At 65.8% G+C, this 11,402-nt stretch carries 12 protein-coding genes; 2 read left to right on the forward strand and 10 right to left on the reverse strand.

All coding sequences use genetic code 11. The annotated features are described in order from the left end of the window. Positions 1–15: 15 nt before the first annotated feature. From AC2SGK_RS16735 to AC2SGK_RS16755, 5 genes are all read right to left on the reverse strand, one after another. Positions 16–1,245: an MFS transporter gene (locus AC2SGK_RS16735; protein ID WP_036719280.1), complete on the reverse strand. Its 1,230-nt coding sequence runs from the start codon at positions 1,243–1,245 to the stop codon at positions 16–18. A gap of 263 nt (positions 1,246–1,508) precedes the next feature. Next, positions 1,509–2,636, reverse strand: coding sequence for a CmpA/NrtA family ABC transporter substrate-binding protein (locus AC2SGK_RS16740; RefSeq protein ID WP_036719282.1), 1,128 nt, complete (start codon positions 2,634–2,636; stop codon positions 1,509–1,511). After that, positions 2,633–3,217 (reverse strand): ANTAR domain-containing response regulator, encoded by a 585-nt coding sequence (locus AC2SGK_RS16745; RefSeq protein ID WP_488324591.1) that lies wholly within the window; start codon positions 3,215–3,217, stop codon positions 2,633–2,635. Before AC2SGK_RS16745 ends, AC2SGK_RS16740 begins: the two co-directional genes overlap by 4 nt. 257 nt (positions 3,218–3,474) lie before the next feature. After that, positions 3,475–4,368: an N-6 DNA methylase gene (locus tag AC2SGK_RS16750; RefSeq protein ID WP_488324592.1), complete on the reverse strand. Its 894-nt coding sequence runs from the start codon at positions 4,366–4,368 to the stop codon at positions 3,475–3,477. A 579-nt stretch (positions 4,369–4,947) separates the two neighbouring features. Continuing rightward, positions 4,948–5,649: a VIT1/CCC1 transporter family protein gene (locus AC2SGK_RS16755; protein WP_488324593.1), complete on the reverse strand. Its 702-nt coding sequence runs from the start codon at positions 5,647–5,649 to the stop codon at positions 4,948–4,950. 247 nt (positions 5,650–5,896) lie between these two features. Between AC2SGK_RS16755 and AC2SGK_RS16760 the strand changes: the two genes are divergently transcribed. Both AC2SGK_RS16760 and AC2SGK_RS16765 read left to right on the forward strand, forming a co-directional pair. After that, entirely contained in the window at positions 5,897–8,215 is a 2,319-nt protein-coding gene (locus tag AC2SGK_RS16760) for a heavy metal translocating P-type ATPase (RefSeq protein ID WP_488324600.1), read from the forward strand. 142 nt (positions 8,216–8,357) lie between these two features. Then, positions 8,358–8,837, forward strand: a complete 480-nt coding sequence (locus tag AC2SGK_RS16765) for a class I SAM-dependent methyltransferase (protein WP_488324601.1) — start codon at positions 8,358–8,360, stop codon at positions 8,835–8,837. Positions 8,838–8,854: 17 nt separating this feature from the next. Here AC2SGK_RS16765 and AC2SGK_RS16770 read toward each other — a convergent pair whose 3' ends face one another. The 5 genes from AC2SGK_RS16770 to AC2SGK_RS16790 all read right to left on the reverse strand — a co-directional run bounded on the left by AC2SGK_RS16770 (position 8,855) and on the right by AC2SGK_RS16790 (position 11,202). After that, a complete protein-coding gene (locus tag AC2SGK_RS16770) occupies positions 8,855–9,283 on the reverse strand; it encodes a c-type cytochrome (protein ID WP_488324594.1) in 429 nt (142 codons plus the stop codon). A gap of 197 nt (positions 9,284–9,480) precedes the next feature. Then, positions 9,481–9,879 (reverse strand): Cu(I)-responsive transcriptional regulator, encoded by a 399-nt coding sequence (cueR, locus tag AC2SGK_RS16775; protein ID WP_488324595.1) that lies wholly within the window; start codon positions 9,877–9,879, stop codon positions 9,481–9,483. Positions 9,880–9,996: 117 nt separating this feature from the next. After that, a complete protein-coding gene (gene copM / locus AC2SGK_RS16780) occupies positions 9,997–10,491 on the reverse strand; it encodes a CopM family metallochaperone (RefSeq protein WP_488324596.1) in 495 nt (164 codons plus the stop codon). A gap of 36 nt (positions 10,492–10,527) precedes the next feature. Further along, entirely contained in the window at positions 10,528–10,872 is a 345-nt protein-coding gene (locus AC2SGK_RS16785) for a hypothetical protein (protein ID WP_488324597.1), read from the reverse strand. A 132-nt stretch (positions 10,873–11,004) separates the two neighbouring features. Then, the gene (locus AC2SGK_RS16790) at positions 11,005–11,202 is read right to left on the reverse strand and encodes a heavy-metal-associated domain-containing protein (RefSeq protein ID WP_488324598.1); all 198 of its coding nucleotides are present in this window, start codon (positions 11,200–11,202) and stop codon (positions 11,005–11,007) included. Positions 11,203–11,402 lie beyond the last annotated feature (200 nt).

Raw genomic sequence — 11,402 nt, forward strand, 5'->3', positions numbered from 1 at the left:
CTCGCATCAGGGGGGTCATGCCGGCTGGCCTGCGGGCGCGCGGTCCAGCCGCCGCACGGTCAGGTGCATCCAGGCGAAGCAGGCGGCGACGATCAGGAACAGCACCATGAAGCAGCTGGACCACAGCCCCGTCGCGTCCTTGAGCCAGCCGAAGGCGATGGGCAGGACGAAGCCGCCGAGGCCCCCGATCATGCCGACCATGCCGCCGACCGCGCCCACGTTCTGGGGGTAGTAGACCGGGATGTGCTTGAAGACCGCGGCCTTGCCGATGGCCATGAACAGGCCCAGCACGAAGACCAGCGCGATGAAGGCCGCGGGGGCCATCGCCGTCTGGCCAGTGGGCAGCGACAGGGCAAGGGCCGCCAGCGCCGAGACGCCGAAAGTCCAGTAAAGCACCGCCCTTGCGCCGTAGCGATCCGACAGCGCCCCGCCCCAGGCCCGGAAGATCGAGCCGGGGATCGAGTAGGCCGCGCCGATCAGGCCCGCGACGGCCACGTCGAAGCCGTAGACGCCGACCAGATAGCGCGGCAGCCACAGCGCCAGCGCGACAAAGCCGCCGAAGACGAAGAAGTAGTAAAGCGAGAAGCGCAGGACGCGGATGTCGGCCAGCGGCGCGAACTCGGCGGCGAAGCTGCGGGCCGGGGCCTCGCCACAGGTGCGCGCGGCGGTGACGGGGTCTTCCTCGCTCAGCCACCAGAAGAGCACGGCGGTCGCGGCCAGCACCCCGGCGTAGACCTGCGCCGCCCCCTGCCAGCCGAGCGCGAGCATCAGGAAGGGTGCCGCGAACTTGGTCACGGCGGCGCCGACGTTGCCGACGCCGAAGATCCCCAGCGCCGTGCCCTGCCGCCCGGCCGGGTAGAAGCGCGAGACATAGGCGACCCCCACCGCGAAGGAGCCGCCGGCGATCCCGACGCCCAGCGCGGCGAGCAGGAACTGCGGATAGGTCTGCGCGAAGGACAGAAGGAATGTCGCCGCGGCGGCGGCCAGCATGGTCAGGGTGAAGACGGTGCGGCCGCCCAGGCGGTCGGTCCAGACGCCGAGGAGGACCCGGATCAGCGACCCAGTCAAAATCGGCATCCCGACCAGCAGGCCGAACTGCGTTTCGGAGAGAGAGAGCGTTTCGCGGATCTGCAGCCCGATGATCGCGAAGATCGTCCAGACGGCGAAGCAGATGGTGAAGGCCCCGGTCGAGAGGACAAGGGCGCGGGTCGGGTGGATAGCGGGGGAAACGGCGGGATCGGCCATGCTTCGGGCTCCGGATGGCGTGGCATCGAAGAAAGCGGGCATGCGGGGGCCGCGACGGGCCGGCATGTCGGCGGTGAATGTCCAGGGGTCCGCGTCGTCGCGGAATGGTGGCACCCGAGGTGCCGGAAGGCTGCGCCGTTGCAGGCTTCCTGTTCTGCAGGACAGCAGGCTTGCTGCGCTGCCGCAAGCGCGAGGGTGGAAAAACTTGGACTTAAGGATCGTCCTGCCCGCCCGCGCCGCGTCTTTGCGCAAACGCTGGGCAGTCAGTCCACCGGAGGATCAAAAATCCAGCCGTCGAAGAACCTGTCGGGTGCGAGAATCATCGTTCCGCGCTCGGATGCGACGGCGGTCGGGTGGGCCAGCGTCCCCTCGACCTTCATCGAGGCGCCGGGCAGGTCCGCGCCCGCCGCGCGCATGTGCTTGCGATACAGATCGGTGCGGAAGATGGCGGCGCCTGCGCGGCCGGCCGGTTCCTGCGGCAGGTCGAAGCGCCGGGCAAGCTGGGCGGCGATCAGCGCGCCTGTGCTGCGCCAGGGAAAGCTCGCGGCGCCGTCGTGAAAGGTGAAGAACGGTCCCGGCGGGGGGGCCAGGACAAAGGCGGTGCGGTCGGTCAGCGACGCTTCCAGCGTCTCGGCCGGCAGGCCCAGGTATTCGGGGCGCGACAGGATCTCGGCGGCGATGCCCCGGTTGCCTCGCCCGTCGAGCCAGCGCCCTGCCCGCCAGACCGCCCGCATCAGCGCCCCGGCCGCCTCGGGGCGCGCTTCGGCCCATCCTGCCCTTGCCGCCAGCACCTTTTCCGGGGGCGCGGCCCAGATCGAGCGCCCCGAGGCAAGGATCGTGCCCACCCCCGCCTCGGCCGCAACGGTGCCCCATGGCTCGCCCACGCAGAACAGGTCGATCTCTTTTCCCGCAAGGGCGGCAGCCATCTGCGGCGGGGGCACGGTGCGGATCTCGATCCCCGGCCCCAGCCAGCGCGCCATCAGCAGCGCGTGGGTCGAGAAGGTGAAGGGCACGCCGATGCGCAGGCGGGGCCCGGCCGCCGACCGGATGGCTCCGGCCGCCTGCGCCGCATCCGTCAGCCGCGGCAGGTCGCGGGCCAGCGCGGCCGAGGCCCCGATCACCTGCCCGCCATGCGACAAAACCATCAGCGCCTCGACCGGCGGCAGCGAGGGCAGAAGCCCCATCGCCCGCGCCACTGCCATCGGCGCCAGCATATGCGCCGCCTCGACCGCCCCGGCGGCCAGGAAGTCGCGCAGCAGCGCCCATGACCGCGCCTGCACAAGCTCGAGCGCGATGCCCTCGGCGGCCGCAAATCCCATTTCCCGTGCAATGATGACAGGCGCGGCATCGGTGAGCGGCACCCAAGCGACGCGGAGGGTTCCGATGCTCATCCCAGAAGCCCTGCCGCCGTCACCAGCGCCGCGGCGACCTCGGCCAGCTTCTTCTTCTGGTCCATGGCGGTCTTGCGCAGCAGCGCATAGGCCTCCTCCTCGGGCAGGCCACGCGCCCGCATCAGGATGCCCTTGGCGCGGTCGATGACCTTGCGCTCGTCCAGCGCGCGGCGGGTGGCCTCAAGTTCCAGCCGCAGCCGCCGCACCGTGGCGAACTGGGCGATCGCAAGGTCGATCACCGGGCGCAGCACTTCGGGACGGACATCCTCGGCGACATAGGCCGAGACGCCCGCCTCGATGGCCGCGCGCATGAAGGCGGTGTCGCCGCCGGGCGCGAACAGGGCGACCGCGCGTTCCTTGGGCGAGGTCGCGACGGCCATTTCCTCGATCACGTCGCGCGAGGCATGGGCGACGTCGATCAGCACGACATCGGGGTCCATCTCAGCGATCCGGCAGCCAAGACCGCTCGTGTCGGCCAGGATCACGACCCGGCAGGTGCCATCCGAGGCCAGCGCTTCGGCAACGGAATGTGCGCGCGTCTCGTCGGATTCGATCACGAGGATGTTCAGCTGCCTGTCCATGGGAAAAGCCAAGGCATCTGGAAGCGGCGAACGCAACTCGTCATCGCATGTGCGGCACGCAAGCCTGTCGACAAGGCAACCGCCTGCCGACATCTTGAGCAATGGTGCCGCCACATGGAGCCACCAAAAGAATGCTGCCCGGCGTGCAGGCAGGGCAACGCGGTCTTTTGACCTTCTTGCGAACGGCAAGACGGAGCTGTCCTGCACACAGCGTCTGATCCTCTATCGCTTCCGCCGCAATCGTTCGGAGATGCGGCTCAACATCTCGGTGCGAATGGATAAATCAGCGATCGCGCCGAGCAGGCCGCGTTTGCGATGACGCAGTCGAAGGTGGCGAGGCCACCCGTGCTGGAGTCCGTGAAGGCCGGATTCCGCAACGTGTCCTCACGGGCCACCTGGAAGTCCTCGATCCCATGCAGGACAAGGTTCATCCGGGCGATCGCGGCGGTGGTCAGGTTTTTCTCCTGGCCGTAGATCTTCCCGTAAAAGGTGCGCGGATCGCCGCCTTTGCGCATCACATGCTCGATAGCCCCAAGCAGCATACCGCCCGTGCCGCAGGCGGGGTCGTAGATGCTTTCGCCCTCCTTAGGGTCGAGGATTTCGACCATCATGCGCCCGACGCTGCGTGGCGTGTAGAACTCGCCCGCCTTGTTTCGGCGCGTGACGTCGGCAAACTTGCCCACCAGATATTCATAGGCGTCCCCCAGCACGTCGGTGCTGACCGCGCTGTTGCCGAGCCCAATCTCCGAGAAACCCTCGATCAGATCCTTCAGCAACTCGTCGGAGAACTTCTCCTTGTTGCCCCAGTCCGCCGAACCGAATACGCGGAAAAGCGTGTCCGGATTAGCCCGCTCGGTCTCCTGCATGGCCCTCTGGAGGGCCGCGACGACGTTGGCCGGGACTTCCCTGATGTCGTTCCAGTGACAGCCCCCAGGCAACACGAAACGGCGCACCTCCGGAAACAGGGAGAGGCCCGCTTCGCCATAGATCTCTTGAGCCTCGGCCGTTTCTTCGTCCCAGACGTCAGAGATGCGCTTGAAGAACAGTAGAGGGAGGATGTAGCCCTTCCAATCCGTACGATCGACAGCGGAACCGCGAAGAGTATTTGCAGCGTCCCAAATTGCAGACTTCAGGTGCAGTTCAGTGTTCATCAAATCGTTCATTCTTTATTCTGCGCATCATCGGGGCATGCGGGCTACTGAGGTCTCGACTACCTTCAGCCGTTCATGGTCTTCGACGGCCGACACAACCATAGTAGTCCGTCCTGCTTAGCCACCGCCACCGGCTCCCCTGTAGCAAGATCAACCAATGGATCGAAGCCATCTTTGCGTCTTGTGCGCCTCGGGTGGCATCCCACCCACCGCCTATGCCCTTGGCACTCGCAGTAGTTTAACCACTTGAAGTAATGGCGTTGGCTGCAAGTTTTTATGGCTGCGCGGGAGATGAGCTGGAGGAGGCCGTTTTTCCGCTTGTCTTCCGTCGTGTTCCGACGCTGCCCTGAAGCTTCCTAAACTTATTGGGGGAAGTCCGGGGGGAAGAGATACCACTCAAGAGAAAAATTACTACAGAAAATAGCGCCTTGTTAGAAATATCTGGCGGAGGGGATGGGCCTGACTTCCAACCTTCTCCACTTTAACTCATTGAAATCATTGTGCCCATTGGGTGCCAGTGGCGACTTCCAGAACTCACTTTGACCCCGTAGTGCTGTCCCCACAGAAACTTCCACCTGCCTAGCCGACAGTCACACCGAAGAGCATCCCCACCGCTGCGGTCGCGGCCATGGCAAGCGCGCCCCAGAAGGTAACGCGGACGGCTCCCTTGACGATGCCCGCACCTCCGGCTGAGGCACCGAGCCCGCCTAGCACGGAAAGCGCGATCAAAGTAGTCACCGCGACGATGAGAGTGATCTGAGTGGCAGGAACGAGCGCCGCAATGATGAGCGGGATGACCGCCCCAACGGCGAAGGTCCCCGCCGACACCAGGGCAGCCTGGATCGGATGCGCGGTGACCGTTTCCGAGATGCCGAGTTCGTCGCGCGAGTGCGCGGCAAGTGCGTCCTTTGCAGTCAGCTGGATGGCAACCTGTCGGGCGAGGCCCTGATCAAGCCCCCGCGCCATGTAGATGCGGGTCAGCTCGTCCAGCTCCGCCTCGGGCGTTTCCTTCAATTCCCGCGTCTCACGTGCGATGTCGGCCTGTTCCGCATCGGTCTGCGAACTGACAGAGACGTATTCGCCGGCCGCCATCGACATCGCTCCGGCGACGAGGCCGGCAAGTCCGGCGATCAGGATTTCGGGACGGCCAGATCCTGCCGCGGCGACCCCCACAACCAAGCTTGCAGTTGAAACGAGGCCGTCATTCGCCCCGAGAACAGCAGCGCGCAACCAGCCGATGCGATGCACCATGTGGATTTCTGAATGCGACAGACGACTCATCAGAGAAAACCTTTCCAAGCCGCAATCGCGCGCAAGCGTTACTATAGCGGTTTATTGTGGCGATGTCCGACCGGCTTCGTGGTGCAATCCTCGGTCACGGTACCATCTGCCCTTGACCTTCCAGTCACGTGAAGGAGCACATTGAACTCGAAGGCCGTGCATTGGCCTTCGCGCGGCGCGTCCGCAGAAGGAGAACGCCATGTCCACCGTCGATCCCCATGCAGGTCACGCCCACACCAATGACGAAATGCCGACGCACCACGATGCGCCTGCTACTGGCCCGACGGCCATCGACCCTGTCTGCGGCATGACGGTGACCCTGAAGCCCGATTCCCGGACCGAGAACTTCGGCGGAAAGGACTTCCATTTCTGTTCGGGCAAGTGCCAGACCAAGTTTCAGGCCGATCCCTGGTTCTACGCATCGGGTCGTGCCGCAGGCCGCAAGAAGGCTGCTCCGGCCAACGTCCAGTACACCTGCCCGATGCACCCCGAGATCGTTCGCGACGCACCGGGAGCCTGCCCGATCTGCGGCATGGCGCTGGAGCCGATTGTGCCCTCGGACGAGCCGAGCGAGGAACTGACCGACTTCACGCGGCGGATGTGGATCTCGGCGGCGGCGGCGGTGCCGCTCATCATACTGACGATGGGCGAACTGGTGGCGCTGCCGGTGCGCGACTGGGTCGGGCATCAGACGGCGAGCTATCTGGAGTTCGTGCTGGCGACGCCGATCATCCTCTGGGCGGCGCTGCCGTTCTTCCGGCGTGGCTGGGATTCGGTGCTGAACCGGTCGCCCAACATGTGGACGCTGATCAGCCTCGGCGTCGGGGCAGCGTATCTCTATTCGCTGGTCGCGACCTTCCTGCCCGGCGTGTTCCCGGATGCCTACCGGATGGGCCATGGCGTCGGCACCTACTACGAGGCGGCCGTGGTGATCGTGGCGCTGGTCTTCGTGGGCCAGGTGCTGGAACTGCGGGCACGCGAACGCACCGGGGATGCGATCCGCGCGCTTCTGGACCTCGCGCCCAAGACCGCGCGGCGCATCCTGCGGGACGGCACGGAGTATGATGCGCCGCTCGAAAACATCATGGAGGGCGACCGGCTGCGCGTGCGCCCTGGCGATGCGGTCCCGGTGGACGGGACGGTGATCGAGGGCCGCTCATCTCTGGACGAGAGCATGCTGACCGGCGAGTCCATGCCCGTCGAAAAGGGCCCGGGCGATGCGGTGACCGGGGCCACGATAAACAAGAACGGCAGCCTCGTGATCGAGGCCGGCAAGGTCGGCGCGGATACGGTGCTGGCGCAGATCGTGGCCATGGTGGCGAACGCGCGCCGGTCCCGCGCGCCGATCCAGGGCATGGCCGACCGCGTGTCTGCGGTGTTCGTGCCGACCGTGGTGATCATCGCCATCGCTGCCTTCGTCGTCTGGCTGACCGCGGGCCCGGAACCCGCGCTGGTCTTCGCCATCGCCTCGGCCGTGTCGGTCCTCATCATCGCCTGTCCATGCGCGCTGGGGCTGGCGACGCCGATCTCCATCACAACGGCGGCGGGGCGCGGCGCGCAGGCGGGCGTGCTGATCAAGGACGCAGAGGCGCTGGAGCGCATGGCAAGCGTTGACACGCTGATCGTGGACAAGACCGGCACCTTGACCATGGGCAAGCCGAAGCTGACCGATACGGTTGCGCTTGGGGATGTCACCGAGACCGACCTGCTGTCGCTGGCCGCAGCGCTCGAGCGTGGCTCAGAGCACCCGCTGGCGGAGGCGATCGTCGAAGGGGCGGAAGCGCAGGGCGCCCCGCGTCTGGAAGCGACCGACTTCGAGGCCGTCACCGGCAAGGGCGTGCGTGGCAGTGTCGGGGGACGCGAGGTGGCGCTCGGCAATGCCTCGATGATGCGGGAGATGGGGCTGGACACTAGTGCCGCCGAAGCAAATGCCGACACCCTGCGCGCCGAGGGCAAGACGGCGATGTTCATCGCGGTCGATGGCGCGCTTGCCGGGATCGTGGCCGTGGCCGACCCGATCAAGGACTCGACCGCACAGGCGATCCGGGAACTGCACGCGCAGGGTCTGCGGGTGATCATGGCCACCGGCGACAACGAGCGCACGGCGCAGGCGGTTGCGGGCAAGCTCGGCATCGACGAGGTGCGCGCGGGCGTCCTGCCCGAGGCCAAGAAGGACCTGATCGACCAGTTGCGCCGCGACGGCCACAAGATCGCGATGGCGGGCGATGGGGTGAACGACGCGCCCGCGCTCGCCGCCGCCGATGTCGGCATCGCCATGGGCACGGGCGCGGATGTGGCGATGGAGAGCGCGGGGATTACCCTGCTGGGCGGCGACCTCATGGGCATCGTCCGGGCGCGCAAGCTGGCCCGCGCCACCCTGCGCAACATCAAGCAGAACCTGTTCTTCGCCTTCGCCTACAATGCGCTTGGCGTGCCGGTCGCGGCGGGGCTGCTTTACCCACTCACGGGGATGTTGCTGTCCCCGATGATCGCGGCGGCGGCGATGAGCCTGTCGTCGGTGTCGGTGATCAGCAACGCGCTGCGACTGCGGCGGATCGAGCTGTGAAGGGATGACGATGTCCGAAGACCCGGACCGGTGGGAAGGCGTCTAACGGAGCAAAGAGGAGGCCGAGACAAGCTGCTTCGAGGACCGTCCGCAGGTATCGCTCGACCTCATCGCCGAGACCGGCGCGGGCAAGGATGCGGCCATCGTCGATGTCGGTGCCGGCTCATCGAGGCTGGTGGATTGCCTGCTGGACCAAGGGTTCCGCCGCATAACTGTTCTCGATCTCTCCGAAACCGCCTTGCGCACGGCGCGCGCGCGGCTTTCGCCAGATGCGCCCGTCGAGTGGGTGGTGGCGAACGTCCTGCACTGGCAGCCCTCCGGCCGCTTCGACGTCTGGCATGATCGGGCCGCGTTCCACTTCCTGACCGGGGCTTCCGATCAGGACGCCTATCTGCGGGGCATGGATCGGGCCCTTGTCCCCGGCGGCCACGCCATCATCGGAACATTCGCGTCAGATGGCCTGACCTCGTGCAGCGGTTTGCTGGTCGCGCGTTATGATGCGACCCTGCTTTCGGAACGGCTAGGTAGCACCTATCAGCTCGTCCGATCGCTGAGCCACGAACACCGCACGCCGTGGGGCAGCGTGCAGCAGTTCCACTTCGGGCTCTTTCGGAAGGTCTGACGGGTGTCGAGAGATCGTCAATCTGCGGCCGCGTTGGACCGCTGCGCCTGCGTGTCGCGAATGTGTTCAGGCCAGGTCGACTTCATGTAGTCCAGGATGGCTTCGATCTCGCTTGCCTTCAGCACGGAGCCGAAGCCCGGCATGCCCGACGTGAAGGTCACGCCCATGTCGTCCAGCACGGCCTGACCGCCTCGGGTGATGTAGTCGATAAGCATGGCGTCATCGTGGTGCCAGGTGTGGCCCGTCTCGTCATGGGGCGGCGCAGGATAAAGGCCGTTGGCGTCACGGCTACGCCAGTCGGGTTGCCCCTCGAGATCGACGCCGTGGCAGGCCGCGCAGTGCTCGACGTAAAGCGCGCGGCCGGAGTCGGTGTCCGTCTCGGAAGCGTGGAGGAACGCCGCGGCGGGAACCGGCATGAGCCCGATTATTGCCACCAATGCAGGCATCAGATGCCGACCGGGCAAGAGCGGATTGGCGGGCATCCCGTGCGCCCATCTGCGCCAGGACCCAGCCATCAGCGAAAGAAGATGTATTTGACGAGGGCCGCGACGGCCAGCACCACGAGGGCAGGCGACCACAAGGCCCCACAGTCCCATTCCCCACATCATGCCGTCGCCCATCATCGTTCCGGTCCCCTGAGGTTCTAATGGTCGCGCGACCTTCCCGAGAGCCCGTCGATGATCGGGCAGTCCGGGCGGGCGTCGCCGTGACAATTCTCGACAAGATGCCCGAGCATCTCCCGCAACCCGGTCAGTTCCGCGATCTTGCGGTCGATCTCGCCAAGCTTCTCGGTGGCAATCGCCTTCACATCCGCGCTGGCGCGGTCCCGGTCGGTATAGAGGGAGAGCAGCTGGCGACATTCCTCGACCGAGAAGCCGAGGCTGCGGGACCGCTGGACGAAGCGCAGCCTGTGGACGTCCTCGCTGGAATAGTCGCGGTACCCGTTGGCAGCCCGGTCGGCGGTCAGCAGACCGATCTCCTCATAGTAGCGGATCGTCTTGGGCGGCAGGCCCGATTGCCTGGCGGCTGTCCCGATGTTCATGGAGCATCTCCTGACCTTGCCCTCCCAATATAGGGGTTCCAGTAACTAGAAGCTCAAGAGATTTCGAAGCTACAAACGGACGTGGCCGCGCGGCTGAACCGCGCGGCCACTGTGGTCTCAGTTGGCGTTCTCGGCCAGCCAGGTCGTCATTCGCTCGATCTCGGGGCCCTGTGCCGCGATGATCTCCTCGGCGAGCGCGCGCATCTGCGGATCGTCCCCATGCGCGAGCAGCACCTCCGCCATGTCGATGGCCCCCTGATGGTGGGCGATCATACCGCAGGCGAAGGCCACGTCGGCATCCGCCATCATCATGCCTTCGTGCATGGCCGGCATGGTGATCATCATCTTGCGCATGTTCTCCTGGACATGCTCGGGCATGGATTCGAGGTCCATGCCTTCCATGCCCATCATCTCCATCATGCCGGCGCCCATGTCGCCGCCCTGATTGCCGTGCATGCCGCCATGACCCATGGCCGAATGGTCCATGCCGCCAGCGGCAGACGCTGTCGTGCACTGCTCGGGCAACTGGAACTCGGCGTCCTGCGCCATGACGGGCGCCGAGAATGCGGTAGCGGCGAGCGCCGCTGCGAGGATCGTCTTTGCGATGTTCATCTTGAGTCTTCCTGGTTGCGTGAATTTTCTGGGCGGTCAGACAGGCATAGGTCGAGGCGGCGGCAGCACCATCCCCTGATCGCTGCCTGTGCCACGGACTGCTGACGCGGCAGTCGCCCCGTCGCCGCAGGCGATCAAGGGCAGGTCTTGCGTTCCGACCGACATGCCCGGACAGCAATGCGCCATCATGCAACAGGCCATTGCGGAAGCGTCACAGTCTGCATTCGACTTGACGTTGAGATGGCCGACCTGGTCATCCTGCTCCATGCGCGCATGGTTGCCATGCATTTCTGCCTGCACCACGTGATCTTCGGCAGACCCGCTCCCAGTGCCGACCGGCGGCAAGACGAAGACAAAGGCCAGCGTCAGTAACGCTGCCAATCCCATTCTCCAAATCCGCGCCGACCTTTTCATCAAGACACGTCCATCGAGGGAAACCGCTGTGCCAGTAAATACAATCCGCTCGCCATCAGCACGTTCCTCCTGGCAGCGTCACCGACAGCCGACAGGACATCACGCCGCGCTGCGCGGCGGAAATCCGACGTCCTGGAGCACGGCCGCCACGGCGGATTGATCGGCACGCGACTCCACGGTGACGCGCTTCAAGTCGAGATCGATGTCGACCTTCGCCTGTGGATCGACCGAGTGGATCGCCTTGGTGACGCTTCTGGCGCAACCGCCGCACGCCATGTTCTCGATCTGGAACTGCATGAAGACTCTCCCGAGCATCCGGTGAGCCTTGAACATGGGGCTTCCAGTTCATGGAAGGTCAAGGGTGGCCTTGCTTTGATCCGCGCACTTCGGCTCAAGCTTCGGCGTTGTTGCAGAAAGGCGGCTTGAGGCGTGACTTCCCCTTTCCCCTTTAGGTTCAGGCGACGCGGGCGACCTCGGCTGTGCCGAGGGCGTTGAAG

The sequence above is a fragment of the Paracoccus sp. NIOT.M2S5SZ12 genome (assembly GCF_057748165.1).